This window comes from Pseudomonas sp. HK3 (genome assembly GCF_052920985.1).
Genome location: NZ_JBREXD010000001.1, coordinates 747,626 through 770,714, shown reverse-complemented (window position 1 = coordinate 770,714; position 23,089 = coordinate 747,626). Strand labels below are relative to the sequence as shown.

Genomic DNA, 23,089 nt, shown 5'->3' with positions numbered 1-23,089 from the left:
ACCATTTTAGATGGCTAAGCAAGGCTCACTACCAACAGGTATGGCACCCGCAGGACTCGGCGAACTTTGGTCTCGTATCAAATTCGTAATTATTGCGATTGTCGTTTACCGTATCGGCGCTCATATACCGGTACCTGGTATAAACCCTGATCGTCTAGCAGTGTTATTCGAACAGAACCAAGGCACCATCCTGAGCATGTTTAACATGTTCTCGGGCGGTGCTCTGGAACGTATGTCGATTTTCGCGCTAGGTATCATGCCGTATATTTCTGCATCGATTATTATGCAGTTACTATCGGCGGTGAGCCCGCAGCTCGAAGCTCTCAAAAAAGAGGGTGAAGCTGGCCGTCGTAAAATCAGTCAATATACTCGCTACGGCACTGTGCTGTTAGCGACTGTACAAGCCTTCGGTGTATCCGCAGGCTTGGCCAGTCAAGGTATATCATTTGACGCAACACCACTGTATTACGTGACTGCAGTATCCACATTCGTGTGCGGTGCGGTATTCCTTATGTGGTTGGGCGAGCAAGTGACAGAGCGTGGTATCGGTAACGGTATTTCGCTGCTGATTTTTGCCGGTATCGTTGCAGGCTTGCCTGGTGCCATCGGTCAATCTTTTGAATCTGCTCGTCAGGGTGATACTAACATCGCATTGTTGTTAGCCATTGCCGTACTGGCAGTATTGATTGTTGCATTCGTTGTGTTCGTTGAACGTGGACAGCGTCGTATCGCAATCAATTACGCTAAGCGTCAGCAAGGTCGCAAGGTTTTTGCGGCTCAAAGCAGTCACTTACCACTTAAAATTAACATGGCAGGTGTTATTCCGCCTATCTTCGCATCATCGATTCTACTGTTTCCGGCTTCCATCGGTCAGTGGTTTGGACGTACAGAAGGTATGGAATGGCTACAAGATGTGTCTTTGGCTTTAGGGCCGAGTCAGCCTCTTTATCTGATCTTGTTTTCTCTAGCGGTTATCTTCTTCTGCTACTTCTATACGGCCTTGATGTTTAACAGCAAGGACATATCGGAGAACCTTAAGAAATCTGGAGCTTTTATTCCAGGTATCCGTCCGGGACTACAAACAGCCCAATATGTTGATGGTGTGCTAGGTCGATTAACTTTATTTGGCGCTTTATACATAACTGCTGTATCATTGCTCCCCCAATTCTTGGTGGTGGCGGCCGATGTGCCCTTCTACTTTGGTGGTACCTCATTACTTATTGTAGTGGTGGTTGTCATGGACTTTATGTCACAAGTGCAATCTCATCTGATGTCTCATCAGTACGAAAGCCTTATGAAGAAGTCAAACTTGAAAGGGATTGGCGGCGGTTTGGTACGCTAATCAGAGTCTCTGGAGACTTTCAATGAAAGTACGCGCTTCAGTGAAGAAGATTTGCCGTGAATGTAAAATCATTCGTCGTAACGGCAGTGTGCGTGTGATCTGTACAGATCCTAAGCACAAACAACGTCAAGGTTAATCCCCGCCGACGTTGTAACAGGGGGATGGGCTTAATCGGTCAGGGTTTGCGCTCTGGCCGAGGATTCTTTATTGTGCCTATCCAGATAAAAGCATCAACACGCTAATGGCGTGATGGGGTGATAAATGGCTCGTATAGCCGGTGTAAACATTCCTGACAACAAACATGCGGTCATTTCTTTGACCTACGTGTTCGGTGTTGGCTTGCCTACTGCTCAGCTAATTTGTAAAGCAGTTGGTATTGAACAATCAACTAAAATTGCTGATCTTTCTGACGAAAAGTTAGATGAGATCCGTACTGAAGTTGGCAAGTATACTGTTGAAGGTGATCTTCGTCGTGAAGTATCCATGAGCATCAAGCGATTGATGGATCTTGGTTGTTTTCGCGGTATTCGCCATCGTCGCAGTTTGCCTCTACGTGGTCAGCGCACAAAAACAAATGCGCGTACCCGTAAAGGCCCACGCAAGCCAATTAAGCGCTAAGGCAGGGTTGATTTATGGCAAAGCCACAACGTAACGTTAAGAAAAAAATTAAAAAGTCCGTCGTAGACGGCGTGGCGCACATACATGCGTCATTCAATAACACTATCGTAACTATTACTGACCGTCAGGGTAACGCTCTATCTTGGGCAACTGCCGGTGGTTCTGGTTTCCGTGGTTCTCGTAAGAGTACCCCTTTCGCTGCACAGGTTGCTGCGGAACGCGCTGGTGAAGCCGCTAAAGAATATGGTTTGAAGAACTTAGATGTGGAAGTTAAAGGTCCAGGTCCAGGTCGTGAATCAGCTGTTCGTGCATTGAATGCATGCGGTTACAAGATTGGCAACATTACCGATGTGACACCTATACCTCACAACGGTTGCCGTCCACCTAAAAAACGTCGCGTATAAGGGGACAGAACTATGGCTCGATATATTGGTCCTAAGTGTAAGCTGTCTCGTCGTGAAGGTACTGACCTTTTCTTGAAGAGCGGCGTTCGCGCACTAGACTCAAAATGTAAACTAGAAACCAAACCAGGTGTTCATGGCGCAGGTCGTGGCCGTCTATCTGATTACGGTTTACAACTACGTGAAAAGCAAAAAGTTCGTCGTATTTACGGCATTCTTGAAAAGCAATTCCGTGGCTATTACAAAGAAGCAGCACGTGTTAAAGGTGCTACAGGTGAAAACCTACTTCAGCTTCTTGAGACTCGTTTGGATAACGTTGTTTATCGCATGGGCTTTGGCTCAACTCGCGCTGAATCACGCCAATTGGTATCTCACAAAGCAATCTCGGTAAACGGTCAAACCGTTAACATCCCTTCTTACAACATTAAGAGCGGTGATGTGGTTGCGATTCGTGAAAAAGCAAAAGCTCAGCTACGTATTAAAGGTGCACTAGAATTAGCATCTCAACGTGGTGACCTTGCTTGGATCGACGTTGATGCCAAGAAAATGGAAGGTACGTTCAAAGCAGTTCCTGAACGTTCTGAGTTGTCAGCCGAGATTAACGAACAGTTAATCGTCGAATTGTACTCTAAGTAATATAGGAACAGGGGCAGCTATGCAGCGTTCAGTGAACGAATTTCTAACTCCGCGCCACATTCAGGTCGAGCAGGTTAGCAATACTCAGGCAAAGGTAACTCTGGAGCCATTAGAACGTGGTTTCGGCCACACTTTAGGTGCTGCGTTGCGTCGTATCCTTCTCTCTTCTATGCCTGGCGCCGCCATTGTAGAAGTGGAAATTGAAGGTGTTCTTCATGAGTACAGCACTATTGAAGGCGTGCAAGAAGACGTAATCGAAATCTTGCTTAACCTGAAGGGTGTTGCAGTCAAGCTGCACGAGCGTGAAGAAGCTTATCTTACTCTACACAAATCTGGCGCAGGCCAGGTTACTGCTGCTGATATCCAATTGGATCACGGCGTTGAAGTTGCAAATCCAGAGCACGTTATCGCCAATTTGGCTGATAAAGGTGAGCTGAAAATCAACATCAAGGTTGCAGCAGGTCGTGGTTATGAGACTGTAGAGTCTCGTAACCAAAACGAAGAAGAGACTAAGGCAATTGGTAAATTGCAGTTAGATGCGACGTACAGCCCTGTTAAGCGTGTCGCTTACGGTGTTGAAAACGCTCGTGTTGAACAGCGTACTGATTTAGATAAGCTGGTTATAGATCTAGAAACTAACGGCACCATTGAGCCAGAAGAAGCGATTCGTCGCTCTGCTACAATCCTGCAGCAACAGCTTGCAGTATTCGTAGACTTGCAAAATGAAGCTGAGCCAGAACCAGAAGAAATAGAAGACGAGATTGATCCGATTCTACTTCGTCCGGTTGATGATCTAGAGCTAACAGTACGTTCTGCGAACTGCTTAAAGGCAGAAAACATTTACTACATCGGTGATCTGATTCAGCGCACCGAAGTTGAGTTGCTGAAAACCCCTAACTTGGGTAAGAAGTCTCTAACCGAAATTAAAGACGTGTTAGCTTCTCGCGGTTTGTCTCTTGGTATGCACCTTGAAAACTGGCCACCAGCTAGTTTGAAAAAAGATGATAAAGCGCTTGCCTAAGGCAGGTTTGAGGTAAGGAATTAAAACATGCGCCATCGTAAAAGTGGTCGTCACTTAAACCGAACCAGTTCGCATCGTCAAGCTATGTTCAAGAACATGGCTGTATCGTTGATCGAACACGAGATCATTAAAACTACTTTGCCTAAAGCAAAAGAGTTGCGTCGTGTGGCTGAGCCATTAATTACGCTAGCAAAAGAAGATTCTGTTGCTAACCGTCGTTTGGCTTTCTCACGCACTCGCTCTAAAGAAGCGGTTGGTAAACTGTTCAGCGAACTTGGTCCTCGTTACCAAGAACGTACTGGCGGTTACCTACGTATTCTTAAGTGCGGTTTCCGTGCAGGCGACAATGCTCCTATGGCATACGTAGAACTGGTTGATCGTCCAGTTGCAAGCGAAGTTGTTGAAGAATCTGAAGATTAATCAACGCTTTGTTTGAAATAAAAAGGCAGCTTCGGCTGCCTTTTTTTATGTCTGTCTTTTGTAAATATAAATTGAGTTGTTATGTCACAAGTATCTATTAAGCCGTTAACCTTGGTGGGTTATTTTGAAGGTATGTCATTCTTACTTTTGTTAGGTGTTGCTATGCCCCTTAAATATCAGATGGGGATTGTTGAGCCGGTTAAATATTTGGGTATGGCCCATGGTATTTTATTTATGGCTTATGTGTTTGTGCTTATGTCGACAGCGTCGAAAGTGAAGTTGCCATTGTGGGCGATGCCGTCAGGTGTGCTTGCTTCGCTGTTACCATTTGGGCCGTTTGTATTTGATTGGATGCTAAAGCGATCTTTGAGTCGTTAATTTTTTGTCTGTGACTGTTTTTTATGCAGATAAGTTTTTACATCAATTGTCTGCAATTATGAAAATCTAATTTACATTTTAATTTCTGATGTATCGAGCAGATAGGTTATATGCGTATTACATTAAACCTATTTTTGTCACGTGTATGAATAGAATAATGCTAACAGTAAAGTTATCTGGCTAACGGTCTAGTTATATAGGTGAGCTTACTGAATTGTCGAAGCGGCGATTAAAGTATATATAATTTTGTTAATATTAAAAACTTAACTCTAGCTGCAAGCGCACATTGCGTGGCGGCTGAATAAATTGATAAGGGCTCGTGCCCCTTGGGTTGCTGTGGTAATAAGTTTTGTCTAATACATTTTCAATGTAAAGATTCATATCTAGACGTGTATTGCCCGAAAGCTGCCAATCATTAGCGGCAATATTAACGTTTAGTGTTTGCCAGCTAGGAATGCGCTGAATAGCGGTCGTGTTTCCATCAATAGTATTTGCTTCAGTGAAAGTTTTTGACCAATGGTTGATAAATACGCTGGTGCTCCAGCGATGTGTCCATGTGTAGCCTAATCCAAGTTTCACTTTTGTTTTTGGTAAGTCCAATAGTTCAGTTCGGTTGCCAACCGTTGTTTTGTCTGCATCAAGGTAGCGTAAACTGAAAAATCCAAATATTGAATGTCCTTGCCATTTTAATTGATTTTCAAAGCCTTCGACGGTATTTTCACCGCTTACTATGGTTTGCCAAACATTCCGTTCTTCATCAAATACTTTTTGATAAAAGTTTTTTGCTTTCATTTGATACAGCACTGCAATATTCACCCATTCAATGTCCCAAAATGTTTGGGTGTGCGTGTAATTGAGTTCAATCATTTTCATTGTTTGAGACTCAAGAGATTGGTCTTCCACTAATTCAAATTCGAAAATAGTCGGTGGGCGAAAAGCTTCGCCATAAGTGATTTTCCAAATATGATGTGCACTGGATTGATAGACCGTGCTAAGTCGAGGTAACCAAGCATTATCTGTTAACTCTTGTTGATTGTATCTAAGTCCTGAGGTCATTTTAACAATGGACGTTTGGTTGATCGTCCAAGTTTTTGAATATTGCCCATAAAGCGCGTGCTTATCTGAGACTTCTTTTTCGGTGGGCCAAGTGTCCGGTATTACTTTTTCTGTGCCAGTGCCTGTATCCACATAGCGAACTTTACTACCGATATCGGTACGCCATCCATCATAACCAAACACCCAAACTTCACTATGCCCTGGGTCGTATTGCCATTGGCTGCGAAGGCGGTAGCGATAAGAAGGACCGATATCTTCACGTTCGGTAAATAGGACGAGGTCATCAAATGATGTGGCAGTCTCTTCATTTTCGGCTTTTAGTCTGAACTTCTTTTTATATTCTCGGAAGACACTTAATTCAACAAAACCACTTAAAGCGTCAGTGGCATCAAACTCTTGCCCTAAGTATGTCAAGGTATAGCCTCTTCTTGAATCATCACCAAAACCAAAATCATAAGCGATACGTTCGATGCCACTCATGTTTTCCATCTGAGATAAGTTAACGCCTGCATAGCTATTGTGATATTGAATATTGAAATCAAATGTTAGATTTTTCTCTTTGTTTTTAAAACGATTGGGATCGCGGTTTCGGATTTGATCAAGGGTTGGATTGCGGCTGAATTCACTGTTATTAAATACAAACGATTTTAGATTGTCGTAATCTAAATCACTTTGAAAGGCGCTGGCACTGATACCATACTTAAACTCATTATATTGTCCGGTAATAAGCCCGTTAGCTTGTTTAGTATTAACTTCTCCGATTATGATTCCGGCCTCTATAATCGATTTCTCTGATCCTAGGCGAGAGATGATATTGATGACACCTTGTGTCGCGTTACCCCCATAAAGAGTGGAATTGGTGCCCTGTAAAATCTCGATGCGCTCGATTCGGTGTGCAGGAAAGTTATTCATGATAAAGGCTTCGTTAGCCAATAGGTTTTGTACTTCACGACCATCTATCATTAATAACGTACCAGAACGGTTTCCGGTAAAGCCACGCTGACCACCAGATAGCCAGCTGTATTGATAGAGCATGTCCATGTTAGGGGCAGCTGATAATATTTCTTTTAGATCTCGCCAGCCATAATTTTTAATATCTTTACGATCTATGACATAAACAGTGCCTGAGCTAGTAAGCCAAGATTCCTTGGTCTTACTTGCAACTTGAACTTCAATTTCTTGAAGTTTCTCTAACGGAAGGGAAAATAGGTAATCGACGTCATGCGCATGGGAAAACGATGCATTTAAGAGTATTAAGCCTATGATTGAGCAGGGTGTGCACTGGCGGATCATACTTCATGCCACGGCTATCGCATATCTTATAAGAGTAGTTTGTATCTTGATAAAAGCAAAAGGGGCCATCGCATATGGTTAAATTCAGTTCGGCTGATTTAGCCAAATCCTCACCTTAATCATTTGCCATAATAAATTATAAAGGAAAAGTTGATCAATGAGATCAACCTTTCCTTTATATGGCCAATCAGTAAGTGCCAGAGTTATACATAGCACTCCATGCGCATTGGTAACCGTTACTATTTAATGTGGTGAAATAAAATCGATTACAACTATTATCGTAATTATAGTTGCCAACATTGATTCGGAACTCACCAAAATTAACACCCTGTAACGAAACATAGCGACCATTGTTAAGTAGGGAGAAATGCAAGTGGGGGCCAGTAGAGCTCCCACCTTCACAGAGCGCTGTATTGCGATTGTTTGCGTATATACCAAGTTTTGTATTTGCATCAACATATTGGCCATTTGATACCTCAATATTATCCATATGATAATAATTGGTTGCCCAGCCATTTGAATGAGTTACTCGTACTTGGCAGCGAGATAAAACATTCACGGTTCCGTTATGCGCTGCGGTAACACTGTAGGTTGCTTGTCCCCAGTCTGGCCAGTCATAGGAAACATCAATAGACGAGTAGGGGTAGCCTGAGCCGGTATGAGAGTGCGCACCGTTTGATTTCCATGAATAGCCAATACGCCAAGGTAGCTGCATCATATTCATTGGTGGCGAACTTGCGGATACTTGCATGGCTTGTGACTGTTGGGTTTGACCCGACAGAGCGCTCATGTCTTGGCCAAATAGCTGGCTAAAATGCTTGGCAAGTTTATTTGAAAGCGTATTTGTTGATAACGATCTACTTTTTAGTGATGGCTTTAGCTTATCTTCCAATGAATTTAACGCGGCGGTTGCCGAATACATGGCGCTCGTTTGGTCCGCTAATCGCCTATTTGCGTTATCTTGTTTTAAGAGAAGTTGTGATTGTTCATATTGATAGAAACGAGTTGATAGTGTGAATAAAACGTCTTGTAGTTGTTCAGAAAACCCAGTTTTATTTGATAGCGCTTCAAAGGGTGTTGATAGTTTTGTTTGATCAGGGTCAGAAATTAATGTTGAGCTCAATTCCATTAGGGCTATTACGACTTTAGGGTTGATGCTGTAATACCCTGACCAATGTGAAATGATTTCTTGATGCTCAAGTAGAATAGGGGCGTTATTTGATAGGTAATATTCTAAATCAAAATTCGACGCATCCTGTCCGTAAAGATATAATTCATTACTAATCGGCCGCGATACAAGATCGGATGAAAATATTACATCATGATTCTGGGTGTTTTTGTTTTCATCTAGATGGGGCCCTGCTATGGCGGATGCTGATAACGTGATAGAAGCAAATAGTGTTCCAGTTAGTTTTAAGCGTTTTAAATGATTGAATTTGTATTTTGACTTTTCTTTTATTAAATCGATTTTATGAATATTTACTTTTTTTTGTATCATTTTATATCCCTTTATAAAAAATTAATTTAATGGTTGATTCGGTTTATTTACGTTCCTTATTGTCTTTTTTATGTTATAAGCTTTTTTGTTGAATCGTTAGTACTTAGCAAGCACTGGGCTCATCTATAAATAAATGTATGTGAATTTATCTTGAGTAAGCATGCTCGCAGCACCGAAGTTTGCTTTGATTCAATTTTATTGAGAATATAAAATATGTAATCAGTGTGGCTATGCTCTATTAATAGCAAAGCATTAATTCGAATGTTAACCATGAGAGTTTCTACAACTTACTGTTCTAAGTTTAAATCTAATGGATGCATTCTATTCTTTGAAGATAATTTTTAATGCGTTAATGATATCTAAGGTAAGAATATCAGGCCTAGTAAACTTAGTGTATGTTCGCCTTGTGTGAAAAATGCAATGTTATTGTTTTACGACTGTAAAAATATTTTTTTAATTACTATTTGTGAATCTTTATTTTTATAATTATTTTTCATGGTGATATAAATTTTTATTTTATGATTAGGTGTCAAATAACACTAAATTATGACGGGTGTTGCAGGGCTTTACAGTTAAAAGCATGACTATTTTACGAGTCGTAATTTTCTTCGTAGGGATATTTCATAATAAAAAAGCCGCGTGTTAAAAACAGGCGGCTTACGATGACGGTATTAGATATCGCGCTTATTTTAAATAATCGTCATATTTTTCAATATAATCTTCCATGTTAGCCATTAACATAGAACGATATTGATTAGTGAAGTATTCAATGGCCTCTACTTTATTGCGATCAGCTTCGGCTTTGTCTTTAGCAGAAGATGCCACAATGAACGCATTGAAACGTGCCGCGGCGTAAAGCATGCTGGCGCTTACTTTGCCTATTTCGTGTTCTGAGGTAAGCTCATTTGCGACTTTAATGAATGCATCAGTGCGTTTAAAAAAGTCTTTATCCATTTTTTGTGCCGTTTTTTCATCTGACATAAGTCACCTTCTTTTTGCTTTGGTCGGATTGCTTGATGCTCGAAGCCGTTAATTAAATCCGACTGATTTAAAATTCACACGTTGCCTGTCTCTTACGCTTTAGGTTTTAACATTGGCTTTAAGAACTTAGCCGTGTGGCTACCTTTCACTTTTGCAACGCTTTCGGGCGTGCCTTGTGCAACAATTTGTCCGCCACCTGAACCGCCTTCCGGACCTAGGTCAATCACCCAGTCTGCGGTTTTGATTACATCGAGGTTATGTTCAATCACAACGATGGTATTACCATGGTCACGCAGACGGTGCAGTACATCCAGTAATTGTTGAATATCATGGAAGTGCAAGCCTGTGGTTGGCTCATCTAATATGTACAATGTTTGGCCCGTATCGCGCTTGCTTAATTCTTTTGCCAGTTTCACACGCTGCGCTTCGCCGCCAGATAATGTAGTGGCGTTTTGCCCTAAGCGAACATAGGTTAAACCTACATCCATTAGGGTTTGCAATTTACGCTTCAGTGCTGGGATGGCTTCGAAAAACTCAAGGCCTTCTTCCACTGTCATGTCTAGCACTTCATGAATGTTTTTGCCTTTGTAGCGAATGTCTAATGTTTCGCGGTTGTAACGTTTGCCGTGGCACACATCACATGGCACATACACATCGGCTAAGAAATGCATTTCTACCTTGATAACACCGTCGCCCTGGCAGGCTTCACAGCGACCACCTTTGACGTTAAAACTAAAGCGACCCGCTTTATAGCCACGAGAGCGCGACTCTTCTGTGCCTGTAAATAAATCACGTACGGCGGTGAAAATACCCGTGTAGGTTGCAGGGTTAGAGCGAGGTGTGCGCCCGATTGGGCTTTGGTCTATATCGACACATTTGTCGAAGTGATCCATGCCTTCAACCGTTTTATATGGCGCAGCTTTTAAGGTGCTTGCGTTATTCAATGCGGTGGCGGCAAGTGGGTATAAGGTTTGATTGATTAGCGTCGATTTACCACTGCCCGATACACCAGTTACACAGGTGAATAATCCCACTGGAATTTTCAGCGTGGTATCGGCAAGGTTATTCCCCGTTGCACCCGTTAACACCAGTTGTTTGTCTTCGTTGATCGGTGTGCGATTTTTAGGCACGGCAATTTCACGGGTACCAGTAATATATTGCCCCGTGATGGATTCTTTACACTTACCAATATTTTTAGGCAGGCCAGCAAAGATAACTTCACCGCCGTGTACGCCGGCTCCAGGGCCTATATCTATAATGTAATCAGCCGCGCGAATCGCATCTTCATCGTGCTCAACCACAATAACGGTATTACCAAGGTCACGCAGGTGTTCAAGTGTTTTTAGTAGGCGGTCGTTATCGCGTTGATGTAGCCCGATAGAGGGTTCATCCAAAATATACATAACGCCTACAAGGCCTGCACCAATTTGACTGGCTAGGCGAATCCGCTGAGCTTCACCACCCGATAGCGTATCGGCGCTGCGTTCTAGGGATAAATAATCCAAACCAACGTTTACCAAAAAGTGTAAGCGATCTTGAATTTCTTTTTGGATTTTTTTCGCAATCTCACCTTTGCGCCCAGGTAACTTCATTTTTTGGAAGTACTTTAACGCAGGGCCAATGGGCATTGCGGTTAGGTCGGCAATGTTATGGTTATCCACAAACACATTACGTGACGCTTGCTTTAAGCGACTGCCTTCACAGCTAGGGCAGGGTTGTACCGATAATAATTTTGATAAATCTTCGCGTACCATCGCGCTGTCAGTTTCATGGTAACGGCGTTGTAAGTTTGGAATCACGCCTTCGAAAGGGTGCTCTTTGATCACGGTATCGCCACGGCTGTTGACATAGTTGAACTCAATGTCTTGCTCGCCTGTCCCGAAAAGAATCGCGTTGCGATTTTTTTTGCTCAGTTTTTTAAAAGGCGTATCCATGTTGAAGCCATAATGATCGGCAACACTTGAAAGCATTTGAAAATAATAAATGGTGCGACGATCCCAGCCGCGAATGGCGCCTTCACCTAATGTTAGGGTCTCATCGACTATGATTTTGTCTGGATCAAAATATTGATCCACGCCTAAACCGTCACACGTACCACAGGCACCAGCTGGGTTATTGAAAGAGAACATGCGTGGCTCAAGGTCGGTAATGCTATACCCACACATAGGGCAGGCAAATTGAGATGAAAATAATATTTCTAGTTTGCTGTTATCGTCCATACCGCAGGCTGTTGCGGTGCCGCCAGTTAGCTCTAGCGCGGTTTCTAATGACTCGGCTAAGCGCTGCTCTAAACCTTTGCGCACTTTTATGCGATCGATGACCACTTCAATGGTGTGTTTTTTGTTTTTGTCGAGTTCAGGGATGTCGTCCATGTCGACGACGATGCCATCAACGCGCACACGCACAAAGCCTTGGCTGCGCAGTTGTTCGAATAAATGCAGGTGCTCACCCTTTCGATCGTTAATCATGGGAGCAAGAATCATGAGTTTAGTGCCTTCATCTAAACTGGTGATTTGATCAACCATTTGGCTAACGGTTTGCGCATCTAATACTTCGCCGTGATCAGGGCAGCGTGGCTCGCCTGCACGGGCAAATAATAAGCGCAGGTAATCATAAATCTCTGTGACGGTGCCAACGGTTGACCTAGGGTTATGACTGGTTGATTTTTGTTCGATAGAAATGGCCGGACTTAAACCTTCAATATGGTCTACATCGGGTTTTTCCATCATAGATAGAAACTGGCGTGCATAGGTAGAGAGACTCTCTACATAGCGGCGTTGGCCCTCAGCGTATAGCGTATCAAAGGCCAATGATGATTTACCTGAACCGGATAAGCCAGTGATTACCACTAGCTTGTCACGGGGAATGTCTAGGTCGATATTTTTAAGATTATGGGTGCGAGCACCGCGAACCAAGATGGTATCCATATTCGATCTACGCCAAGGCAAAAATGAGCATTGTACCCGTTTCAAATTGGCTTGGCTGCACTACTAATAAAGGTAATTGTTGGCACTAAGAGAACACTTAGTGCCAGTAGGGGGGGTGATCCAATTTGTGCTAAGCAACGTCCTGAGTTGGCAGGTGTTCTTTTGCCCAATTGATGGCTTGAATACGGTTGCTGACATCAATTTTTTTGAATAAATTATACATGTGAGTTTTGACGGTATGGGTGCTCACATTAAGGGCTTCAGCGATTTCTGAGTTTTTTGCGCCGCTGGCACTTAAGTTAAGAATCTGTTTTTCTCGCTTGGTTAGCGCATAGATGCTGTCTGGTATTTTACTTGGGCTCTTGCGATTACTGGCCACAAAGCGGCTAAGCAATTTACGGCTGAACCAAAGTTCTCCGTTCACGATAGAGGCTAAACCGTGGCTAATATGTGTATGGCTGTTGCCTTTATAAAAGAAGCCGCACACGTTAGGCCACTGTAAAAGGCGCTCGTGTTCTTTGTCATGATCTAAGTTGATAAAGAAGACTTTATTTTCACGGGGTAACCACTCAAGAACTTGCTGATAACGCTCGTAGTTTAAACCTGAGGCATCTAAGCATATGAAATGGTTGGGTTGTATATGTTGATTATCGGCTTGGGTGTAAGGGTCCATGATCGCGCAGCTGTAATTGATGTTTTGCTGCAAATAACCCAGAAGTAATGAGTTTTGAATGTTCTTAGGACCGATGAGCCAAAGTCTTTGCGATGCGGACGTCATATCTAGCATTCCTTGCAGATAGTTAACAGAATGGCAGTCATTGTAGAGAAAAATGTGCAAAATGACACCCATCTGATTAGATAGATTGCACTTTTAGGTGAAAAAAGTTTAATTTTTCTTCTCATTGGGGTTAGGGGTACTCATGACAGCCTTGGATTGCTAAAATGCCGCTCTTTTTTCCATGTTGTTTTGTTCATGTCCCCATTAGAAACCCGTACTGTTACAACGCTCGCATTGATCTATGCCTTACGTATGTTTGGTTTGTTCATGGTGCTGCCTGTGTTGGCGCTCTTTGCACAGGACTACCAAGGCGCCAGTGCCTCGTTAGTGGGCGTGGCTATTGGCGTATATGGTCTTACTCAGGCCTGTTTGCAACTGCCTTTTGGTGTGTGGTCTGATCGTATCGGTCGTAAGCCCGTTATTATTCTCGGTTTGGCGCTGTTTAGTTTGGGCAGTGCTTTAGCGGCCATGGCGGACGATATTTGGTTGTTGATTTTGGGGCGAGCCTTACAGGGCGCAGGTGCGGTTGCCAGTACTCTGATGGCCTTAATGACAGACCTTACTCGTGAAGAAAATCGCACAAAAGCCATGGCCAGTATTGGTGCCAGCATAGGTTTGTCTTTTACCTTGGCGATGGTGGTTGGTCCACTACTAGCCTCATGGATGGGATTATCTGGCCTGTTTATGCTCACAGGTGTGTTATCTCTTTTTGCCATTGTGCTATTGATTGTGGTTGTGCCGACGCCTAGGCAGCAAGTACGTTCACGGGATGTACGTGCATTTATTTCTCAATTAGGTGATGTATTTAAAGATAAACAAATTCTAAGATTGAGCTTTGGTATTTTTGTATTGCACGCCGTGTTAGTGGCTTGTTTTGTTGCGTTACCTGTTGCGTTGGTTGAAGCAGGTTTATTGCAAGCTGAGCACTGGAAGGTGTATTTACCTGTGATGTTGGTGGCATTTTTAATGATGGTGCCATTTATTATTGTGGGTGAGAAAAAGAAAAAAATGAAACAAGTCCTGTTTATTGCCGTTGCCTTGCTTACCTTCAGTGTTGTTTTGTTAGGGTTTGAGCTTGGATCAGTGATGGGGATTAGTTTTGCTTTATGGTTGTTTTTTGTTGCCTTTAATATACTTGAAGCTAGCTTGCCGTCGTTAGTGAGTAAATTTGCACCTGCGGGGTTCAAGGGCAGTGCCATGGGCGTGTATAGTACAAGTCAATTTCTTGGGGCGTTTGTCGGTGGTTTACTGGGCGGATTCCTAAGTCAGTATTACGGCTTAAGTGCTGTGTTTTGGGGTATGGTGCCCTTACTAATAATCTGGTTGTTACTTGTGGCGAGTATGGATAAGCCGCAGCACCTTATGAGCTATATGGTAAAGCTGGTTGATACTGACTCTAGTAATGCACCTGACATAGAGCATCAGTTGTTGGATTTACCTGGTGTGTCTGAAGTCATTGTTATTCTGCAAGAAAAAGCGGCGTATTTAAAGGTAGACAGTAAAATTTTTGACCCGCTAAAGCTAAAACAAATTAATCTTTAATTGACTCATAAAAATTGGCAAATATTCAGTCGATTTTTATGGGAGCATCCCTCCTGAATTTTGTCATTCATTTTACCCATTTTGTTGATTAGTGCGTTGAATCATCTCATTTTTTATTGCGTGTGTTGATAGGTGTTTAGTTAATATGTTTAAGCTAAAAAACGTCTAAATTTAATCCGCGGTATCGTTTTTATTAAAGCCTGCTGATGACTCTTTTATTACGACTAATTGATTATGATTAGATTGTTTGACGATATTTTCCTTGCAAAATCCCTCATATCAAAATAGTGTTGGTTGGCCGATAGTGACTAGCGCAGCATTTCAATGACCTTTTAGAGTTGATGCACTATGGCTGTGCCACTTATCATATTCAGGAAGATTTGAGCTTAATGGTATTGCAGGTCGGATGCGTTAAATGTGAGCAGGCTTCTTAAGCGCTGCGCACAGTAAATGTGCGATGAAACAAACTACTGTAAAAATCTATATATGCATTAAGTAAATGATGTCTTTTCAATTTCTAATCTAAAAATTTAATTTAAAGCGTATCCATCATCAATGATGACGCTGCCTCTAGTAAGTAAAAGGAAGTACGGCAATGACTGCTCCAGTTACCATGAATAGCGCTTTAACCGCGCGTATCTTCGCGTGGATGGATGAACGTTTTCCATTCAAAAATGCACTGTTATTTTTTATTTTATACTTAACCAGTGCGGCGGTTGTTCGATCCGGTGCGGAAGGTGCGATCAGTGTAAATCTAATGGATTTATTTTCGTGTGCGATTACCTGGAGTCTGTTTCTTGTTATTCGAATTTTTGATGAGCATAAAGACTATGCACTGGATGTCCTTAATCACCCGCAACGTGTTCTGCAAAGCGGCTTAATTACACTGGGTAATTTGAAAGTATTAGCCGTTATATCCATTGTTGTTCAGTTATTATTTTCATTATATATCGATCAGTTTTCAGTAGGCGCAGCCACCATTAGTTGGCTGATCATGTTTGTGTATTTATGCTTAATGGGCGCTGAGTTTTTTTGCGGCGAATGGTTAGAAAAACGTTTAACCCTTTATGCCTTTTCTCATATGCTTATTATGCCATTAATCGTTTATTGGCTTGCGCATTTAGCTGTTCCTGATGTGGTGTTGAGTGAGCCATTAATGATCATGATGGTATTAGCATTTATTAGTGGTTTTTGTTTTGAAATCACACGTAAAACAAAAGGCGTAGAAGAAGAGCGTGATACGGTTGACTCCTACTCTAGGATATTTGGCACAAAAGGATCTGCGTACATTGTAATGACGCTTATTTCTATGATGTTGTTATCTCAAATTGCATTGTTGGTATCGCTAGAGGTTAGCCATTTTGTTTGGTTCTTGATTCCTTTGATTTTAATGTATGGCGTTGCAATACGTCAGGTGATGAAATTTATAGAGGACGCAACAATTAAAGGGCGTGAAAAAAATGAAGCGGCGGTTGGTATTAATATGTTGCTTGGGTATTGCATCATAATTATCGCAGCATTACTCGAAAATGGTATGACAGGGAGTTTGATTTAAGATGAAAAAGGAAAATCTGGTAATGCATTCGGCCCGACATACGTTTGCAAAAGAATATAGAGCGTGTGTTTATATTCAGCACGGTGATAAAAAATGGCAAGCTGAAGCAATCGATGTATCAAAAAAAGATTTGTCCGTTGTATGTGAAAATGTGTTTGAACATATTGTTCACGATAAAGTAGATAAAATCACGGTTGTGATACTGGATCATATATTTGAATTTAAGCATCTTCTCTTAACTAACCGAACCACCAAAGGCCACAAAACCCATTTGGTATTTGGCCATGATGGTGATGCTGACACCCATCGTACATTGTGGGAAATTAGTTATATTTTACGTCAAAAGCCCACGACGGATCATGCTGTTAACCATACCGAGTTTACTCTGCCAAAAGTGCCTGCTCGTGGTTTATATACAGAAGACGCTAGGCAAGAGCGGCTGGCCTATATTCGCAAGACAACAGGCGCGCAGCTTGAAAAGGTCGCGCAAACAACACTTGATCCGGTTGCATTGGTTAGTAACATAGAAGCATTGGTTGGCTCGGTTGAAATTCCGGTTGGGATCGCAGGCCCATTACATATTAAAGGCACCCATGCTGATGGCCTTTACTATGCACCCATGGCAACAACGGAAGGCGCACTGTTAGCCTCGGCCACACGTGGTGCGACGGCGTTATCTCGATCAGGTGGTGTGAATGTTAGAGTGATTGGGCAGCGTATGTTACGCGCCCCTATTTTTGTTTTATCTGATTTATCATCCGCGTTATTTCTTGATCAATGGGTGAAAGATCACTATTCCGAAATCGCAGAGCAAACCCGTAAGTATTCAAATTATGCTGACTTAGTTGAAATTAAAAGCGAACTCATGGGTCGTACTTTGCACATGGAATTTGCGTACGAAACAGGAGATGCTGCGGGTCAAAATATGACGACAACCTGCACTTGGCAGGCGTGTCAGTGGATTCTTTCACAGATGAGTTTTTTTGATCATATCCAAATCGAAAATTTCATGATTGAAGCCAATTTATCGAATGATAAAAAAGTCACTTATAACTCGTTCTTAAGAGGGCGTGGTATTCGAGTGATGGCGGAGTGCTTATTGACTGAAGAGGTATGTCGAAAGGTGTTAAAGGTAACACCTGAGCAATTATTCTCCGCTTATAATCGATTTAATAGCGGCAGTATTGCATCTGGCATGGTGGGTATGAACATCAATATTGCCAATGTGATTGGTGCGATGTTTACCGCAACAGGGCAAGATATTGCGTGTGTGCACGAGTCCTCTATTGGGCAGTTATATTTAGAATTGACAAAAGATAATGAAGTATCCGCAACGTTAAGGCTCCCCAGCTTAGTTGTCGGCAGCGTGGGTGGCGGGACAAGCCTTGCGCAGCAAAAAGAGTGCTTAGAATTAATTGGCTGTGCTGGCCCAGGTTGCGCGCATAAATTAGCCGAAATTATTGCAAGCTTTTGTTTGGCTTTAGATCTTTCGACATTGTCAGCAATTGCCAGTGATCAGTTTGCTCGAGCCCATGAAAAATTAGGGCGTAATCGTCCAGTTGAATGGTTGAAGTTAAGTGACTTCAATGATCAATTCTTTACGCGTTCAATGCAATCGTATTACGGACGCAATAATATTATGGTTGAGCAGGCTCAACCGTTAAAGATCGAATCGAAAGGCAGCAGTATTATTACTGAGCTTACCGATCATAAAATAAATAAACTAGTGGGACACTTTCCCTATGCACTAACGCTGGCGGGTTTACCTGACCCTATTAATGTCATGGTTAAAGTGAAGCCACTGGATAGTGAAGTGATTTTAATGCTCAACAGTGTTGCTGCAATGTGCGATGCACGTTTAGCCCACGCTTATAACGAGTTTAAAAACCACATAGGCTTCAGTGGTTGCCATAAACGAGAGCTAGCGGTTATGTCTCAAACAGACCCTCGTTTTGTGAATAATGCCCCAACGACTTATATGGCCTGGCAAGATGATAGCCGAGAAGCGTATGTTTTAGTTCAAGAGCTGATGGAAGACATGGAGCTAATGGACAGCGCAAATGATACTTCAGGTTGGACGGCCGAACACATCCAAGTGGCGATTAGCGGCATCGCGGAAGTGCATTCTATTTGGTACGGAAAAGAAGCGGAACTCGCCGAAAAAGATTGGGTCATCGATGCACCCACTTGTGAAAACATGCAAGAGAAGATTCGATTGTGGGAAATGCTAGGCGCGCATAGCGCAGAAGAATTCCCAGAGTGGTTTACCGACGCCGACATGGCGCGTTTTCGCGACAAGGTGTATAGCTTGAAAGATTGGTATAGCGAAATTGATGCGATGCCAAAAACGCTTATTCATAATGATTTTAACCCTCGCAATATTGCGTTTCGCCGGAATGCGAACAGCGGAGCGTTAAGTTTGTGCGCCTATGACTGGGAGTTGGCCACCATTCATTTACCACAACACGATTTGGCTGAGTTGTTGGTATTTACACTGCAATCCGATTTTAAAGTAGAAGATGTTGAATCATATATTGAACAGCACCGAATAGAGTTGCAAGCGTTAAGCGGCATCGCGATTGATGCAAAACAATGGCGACGTGGTTTTACTTTGTGTTTGTGGGATTTAGTCGTGTGCCGTGTGCAGATGTACATCATGGTGCATACCTTTAGGCATTATGAATTTATGGCACGCATGCTCGCAACGTTTAGGCAGTTACTGGATAACGAAGTGCTGTTTGAGAATGAAAAAGAAAATGAAAAAGTAGAGCAATAATATGACGTTTCCATTATTTTTAAACTCTGCTCAAGCGGTTAAAGAAGATGAATCATTACTCGGTGGTAAAGCTAAAAACTTAGCATTGTTATCGCGTCAAGGATTGCCCGTACCAAAGTGGTGGGTGCTTACCACCGCTTGCTTTTCTCAGCAATTAAAAGAGCTGGATATTGAAAACTGGCTTGATGAGCAGTTGCAACAGTTAGCCGGTGATAATGCACAGGGTGGTGTTAATAACGAGGCGATTGCAAAAATCGCTTCTAGTATTCAGCATGCTTTGGGGCGTTTACCGTTAACGGCTGAAATACAGCAACTCATTCGTGACAGCCTACCTGAGAATATTTTAAGCCATGCCTCGTTGGCAGTGCGTTCATCGGTTGTGGGTGAAGATGCTGAAAATGCCTCTTTTGCGGGACAAATGGATTCGTATTTGTATCAAAAAGGTGAAAAAGCGGTTTTTGAATCCATCATTAAAGTGATGCAGAGTGCGTTTAATCATCGTGCGCTTGCTTATCGCATACATAATGGCTTGGGTCTGACGGATATTCGCGCAGCGATTATTTTACAAGAAATGGTTGATGCAGATGTTTCGGGCGTTATGTTTACCGCTAATCCCGCAACCGGTAATCGTAAGCAAGCAATGATTTCATCTACTTGGGGTTGCGGTGAAGGCATTGTATCGGGTGTGTGTAATACCGATGAAACAACCGTGGGTTTGTTTAGCGATGAAATTAATACACAAGTTAATGTCAAAGACAGCGCCTTTGTCTTTGATAGCGGTGCTTCCAATGGTGCGACAGAAGTCCCTGTCGAAGCGTCAAAACAAGAAGTATCAAGTTTAGATGAGCAGCAAGTATTAACGCTGCGTGATTTGGGCCGTAGTATTTCTGAAACCTATAAAACACCACTGGATATTGAATGGTGTTTAAAGGATGGCCAGTTTTATATATTGCAGGCTCGACCGGTGACATCATTACCGCCGCTTAATTCTGATGAAGACGACGTGGTAGTTTGGGATAACTCAAATATCCAAGAGTCCTACTGTGGTGTGACCACGCCGCTTACATTTAGCTTTGCGAATCGTGCTTATAAAACCGTGTATGAACAAACTTTACGTTTATTAGGTGTAAGGGAATCGGTTGTACAAGAGCATCAAAGTATGTTGGAAAACATGCTTGGTTTAATTAATGGCCGTGTTTATTACAATATTAATAATTGGTATCGTGGCCTGTTATTTTTACCGTCATTTAAGCAAAATAAATCGGACATGGAGCGGATGATGGGTCTAACAGACCCAGTTGATCTGGTTCAAAATCAAACCTTAAGCCTGCCACAAAAAATCAAAAAATTGCCTCAAGTATTTCGTGCGCTTTATTCTATGTTTACGCGTTTTCGCAATATGGATAAATTAGTGCATGAGTTTCGTGAGATGTTTCAGCGTGAATATCAGTCGGTTAAGCGTGAGTCATTGCATACCTTAACCATAGGTCAATTAATCAGTGAAAGTCGCCGCTTAGATAAACAGTTGTTAGAAAATTGGACAACGCCGATTGTAAATGATTTTTACGTCATGATGATGAATGGTCGAGTGCATCGCTGGTTAGAAAAAGTAGGCATTGAAAACCCAGAGGTCATTCAAAATAACTTATTGTCTGGCGAAGAAGGCATTGAAAGCACCGAGCCCACCAAGTACTTGCTGAAAATGTGTGATTATATTCGCCAAAATGGTGAACTTGAAAAACGCATATTAGCCACGAAAAACGCTGTTTTATTAAGTGTTATTCAAACGGAAGATGCGGACTTTTATCAACAGTGCATGACTTACATCGAGTTTTATGGTGATCGTACTATGGGTGAATTAAAGCTTGAGTCGATTACGTTACGTCAAGACTCGTCATTTATGTTTGCGGTTCTAAAAAACTTTTTAGCAAAACCGGATTTAACCTTAGCGACATTAGCCGCCAATGAAGCCAAATTCAGAAGTGAAGCCGAAGAAGCGGTTATCCCTATTATTCGTAAAAAATTGGGTGGACGTGCATTAACGAAATTCAATAAAGATTTGTCATCATTACGCGATGCCATTCGTAATCGTGAGAATATGCGCTTAGCACGTACGCGTATGTTTGGGCTGTATCGTGATATCTATGCCGAAATCGGCGAGCAGCTTTCATTTTATGGCAAGCTTAATAGCCCACGCGATGTCTTTTATTTAACGCTTGAAGAAATCTATGCCTATAAAGATGGCCGTTCGGTACAAGCAAATTTACCTCCCTTGGTTGCGGCAAGAAAAGAAGAGTTTGCATCTTACGAGGCGAATGATCTTCCTCATCATTTTTGGACCAAGGGCGCTGTATTTTGTAACAACGCATTTGAATACCCATATCAGTCCGGTGATGCCGTTGATCTTGATGCGTCACACTTGGTGGGCACAGGGTGTTATCCGGGTATCGTAGAAGAAAAAATTCGTTTGATATTCTCGCCCGATGATGAGCTTAATTTAGCGGGACAGATATTGTGTACCGTTAGAACGGACCCAGGTTGGGCGCCGTTATTTCCAACGGCCGGCGGTATTATTGTTGAACGTGGATCAACCCTTTCGCATTCTGCAGTGGTTGCACGAGAGTTAGGCATTCCGGCTATTGTGGGTGTGCCCGAATTAACTAAGATTTTAAAAGACCAAGAAATCATTCGTATGAACGGCGTTACGGGCACGATTGAACGGTTATCGGAGTCTTAAATGTTGAATCTTCAATGGACGACAGATCAACCTTTGCCCGATGACTTTTTTGACATAGCAATGCAGGTATATGCTGATAATCCATTTTGGATCCCAGAAAATAAAACGCTCATCCGTCAGCAATTTAGTGAGACAAACGCTTACTTTGATCACGCACAAGCACAAGTGTTTTTAGTGCCGGATTGTGCGCGGTTAGTGGCGTTTTATAATCCGCACCATTTAATCGAAAATGAACAGGTTGCGTATTTTGGTTTTTGGGAAACCCAGGATGATCTTGAGGCGAACACCAAGCTGTTTGCCGAGTTTGAACGATGGGCCAGTGATCAAGGTGCACAAAGAGTGTATGGACCAATCAACTTTTCTACGTATGGTGAAAATCGGTTACGCATTGACGGCTTTGAAAACAAGCCGTTTATAGGCGAGCCTGCCAATCCTAGTTATTACCCTGATTTTTTAAAACAATTAGGCTACGACACTAAGTACGGATACGCATCGTTTATTCATGAAGATTGCCGTTCATTAGCGGTACAAATGCAAGCACCGTTAAATAAAGCACTGCAACATCTACAAGATAATTCGCTGGGCCCGTTTTCGATCGAGAAACTCGATGGCAAAGCATGGATGAACAATCTAGATCAGCTGTATCCTCTAGTGGATATGATCTTTAAACAAAATTTTGCCTACACACCCATAACGGAAAGCAACTTTCGTACGCAATGTGGTGAAAGCTTCGCAAAAAAACTGTGCCCTAATACATCGGTTTTAGTGCGCGACGAACAGGGTGATATTGCGGGCTTCTTTTTAGTGTACCCAGATTATTCTGAGCTGGTTAATCAGTCGGGTTCTGGGATCAGTGTGGGTGACATTAATTATAATGAGCATTTCCCGCTACTTTCAAAGCCTCGTTTAGCGTTGGCAAAAACAGGTGGTATACATCCTAAGTATCGTTCTAGCGGCTTGTTTACCATTATGAGTATGCAGCTAACCGTTTGGTCACAAGAATATTATGAGCATATATCGGGGGCTATGGTACGAGAAGACAATCACTCGATTCATTACGCAAAAGTGGGGCCGGTCGAGCGTCACTATGCCTTATTCGAAAAGGCGTTGTGATCAATATATTATGGAAG

The 23,089-nt window shown here is 42.4% G+C and carries 18 protein-coding genes; 13 read left to right on the top strand and 5 right to left on the bottom strand.

Going from position 1 to position 23,089, the window contains the following annotated elements; translation table 11 throughout:
- Nucleotides 1–10: 10 nt before the first annotated feature.
- From secY to ACU6U9_RS03595, 8 genes are all read left to right on the top strand, one after another.
- Nucleotides 11–1,342, top strand: coding sequence for a preprotein translocase subunit SecY (gene secY, locus ACU6U9_RS03630; protein WP_446733719.1), 1,332 nt, complete (start codon nucleotides 11–13; stop codon nucleotides 1,340–1,342).
- Nucleotides 1,343–1,364: 22 nt separating this feature from the next.
- Nucleotides 1,365–1,478 (top strand): 50S ribosomal protein L36, encoded by a 114-nt coding sequence (gene rpmJ, locus ACU6U9_RS03625; protein ID WP_068440836.1) that lies wholly within the window; start codon nucleotides 1,365–1,367, stop codon nucleotides 1,476–1,478.
- Nucleotides 1,479–1,603: 125 nt separating this feature from the next.
- Nucleotides 1,604–1,960, top strand: a complete 357-nt coding sequence (gene rpsM / locus ACU6U9_RS03620; protein ID WP_446733718.1) for a 30S ribosomal protein S13 — start codon at nucleotides 1,604–1,606, stop codon at nucleotides 1,958–1,960.
- A gap of 14 nt (nucleotides 1,961–1,974) precedes the next feature.
- Nucleotides 1,975–2,364, top strand: a complete 390-nt coding sequence (gene rpsK, locus ACU6U9_RS03615) for a 30S ribosomal protein S11 (protein WP_283788371.1) — start codon at nucleotides 1,975–1,977, stop codon at nucleotides 2,362–2,364.
- Nucleotides 2,365–2,376: 12 nt separating this feature from the next.
- Nucleotides 2,377–2,997, top strand: coding sequence for a 30S ribosomal protein S4 (gene rpsD / locus ACU6U9_RS03610; RefSeq protein WP_446733717.1), 621 nt, complete (start codon nucleotides 2,377–2,379; stop codon nucleotides 2,995–2,997).
- A 19-nt stretch (nucleotides 2,998–3,016) separates the two neighbouring features.
- Complete coding sequence (locus ACU6U9_RS03605) at nucleotides 3,017–4,018, top strand: DNA-directed RNA polymerase subunit alpha (protein ID WP_446733716.1); 1,002 nt, start codon at nucleotides 3,017–3,019, stop codon at nucleotides 4,016–4,018.
- A gap of 27 nt (nucleotides 4,019–4,045) precedes the next feature.
- Nucleotides 4,046–4,438, top strand: a complete 393-nt coding sequence (gene rplQ / locus ACU6U9_RS03600; protein WP_446733715.1) for a 50S ribosomal protein L17 — start codon at nucleotides 4,046–4,048, stop codon at nucleotides 4,436–4,438.
- An 81-nt stretch (nucleotides 4,439–4,519) separates the two neighbouring features.
- Nucleotides 4,520–4,816: a DUF3817 domain-containing protein gene (locus ACU6U9_RS03595; RefSeq protein ID WP_446733714.1), complete on the top strand. Its 297-nt coding sequence runs from the start codon at nucleotides 4,520–4,522 to the stop codon at nucleotides 4,814–4,816.
- Between the two features lie 255 nt (nucleotides 4,817–5,071).
- On the opposite strand, the gene ACU6U9_RS03590 is transcribed toward ACU6U9_RS03595, so the two are convergent.
- From ACU6U9_RS03590 to ACU6U9_RS03570, 5 genes are all read right to left on the bottom strand, one after another.
- Nucleotides 5,072–7,165: a TonB-dependent receptor plug domain-containing protein gene (locus ACU6U9_RS03590; protein ID WP_446733713.1), complete on the bottom strand. Its 2,094-nt coding sequence runs from the start codon at nucleotides 7,163–7,165 to the stop codon at nucleotides 5,072–5,074.
- Between the two features lie 187 nt (nucleotides 7,166–7,352).
- A complete protein-coding gene (locus ACU6U9_RS03585; RefSeq protein ID WP_446733712.1) occupies nucleotides 7,353–8,663 on the bottom strand; it encodes a M23 family metallopeptidase in 1,311 nt (436 codons plus the stop codon).
- Nucleotides 8,664–9,347: 684 nt separating this feature from the next.
- Nucleotides 9,348–9,644 (bottom strand): DUF3144 domain-containing protein, encoded by a 297-nt coding sequence (locus ACU6U9_RS03580; protein ID WP_446733711.1) that lies wholly within the window; start codon nucleotides 9,642–9,644, stop codon nucleotides 9,348–9,350.
- A gap of 92 nt (nucleotides 9,645–9,736) precedes the next feature.
- Complete coding sequence (gene uvrA / locus ACU6U9_RS03575; RefSeq protein WP_446733710.1) at nucleotides 9,737–12,571, bottom strand: excinuclease ABC subunit UvrA; 2,835 nt, start codon at nucleotides 12,569–12,571, stop codon at nucleotides 9,737–9,739.
- Nucleotides 12,572–12,701: 130 nt separating this feature from the next.
- The gene (locus ACU6U9_RS03570) at nucleotides 12,702–13,349 is read right to left on the bottom strand and encodes a LuxR C-terminal-related transcriptional regulator (RefSeq protein ID WP_446733709.1); all 648 of its coding nucleotides are present in this window, start codon (nucleotides 13,347–13,349) and stop codon (nucleotides 12,702–12,704) included.
- Between the two features lie 195 nt (nucleotides 13,350–13,544).
- Between ACU6U9_RS03570 and ACU6U9_RS03565 the strand changes: the two genes are divergently transcribed.
- From ACU6U9_RS03565 to ACU6U9_RS03545, 5 genes are all read left to right on the top strand, one after another.
- Nucleotides 13,545–14,891, top strand: coding sequence for an MFS transporter (locus ACU6U9_RS03565; RefSeq protein WP_446733708.1), 1,347 nt, complete (start codon nucleotides 13,545–13,547; stop codon nucleotides 14,889–14,891).
- Nucleotides 14,892–15,486: 595 nt separating this feature from the next.
- Nucleotides 15,487–16,446, top strand: a complete 960-nt coding sequence (locus tag ACU6U9_RS03560; RefSeq protein ID WP_446733707.1) for a UbiA family prenyltransferase — start codon at nucleotides 15,487–15,489, stop codon at nucleotides 16,444–16,446.
- 22 nt (nucleotides 16,447–16,468) lie between these two features.
- The gene (locus ACU6U9_RS03555; protein WP_446733706.1) at nucleotides 16,469–19,222 is read left to right on the top strand and encodes a phosphotransferase; all 2,754 of its coding nucleotides are present in this window, start codon (nucleotides 16,469–16,471) and stop codon (nucleotides 19,220–19,222) included.
- Nucleotide 19,223: 1 nt separating this feature from the next.
- A complete protein-coding gene (locus ACU6U9_RS03550) occupies nucleotides 19,224–21,959 on the top strand; it encodes a phosphoenolpyruvate synthase (RefSeq protein WP_446733705.1) in 2,736 nt (911 codons plus the stop codon).
- On the top strand, nucleotides 21,960–23,072 hold the full coding sequence (locus ACU6U9_RS03545) for a hypothetical protein (RefSeq protein ID WP_446733704.1): 1,113 nt from the start codon (nucleotides 21,960–21,962) through the stop codon (nucleotides 23,070–23,072). It abuts the gene before it with no gap.
- Nucleotides 23,073–23,089 lie beyond the last annotated feature (17 nt).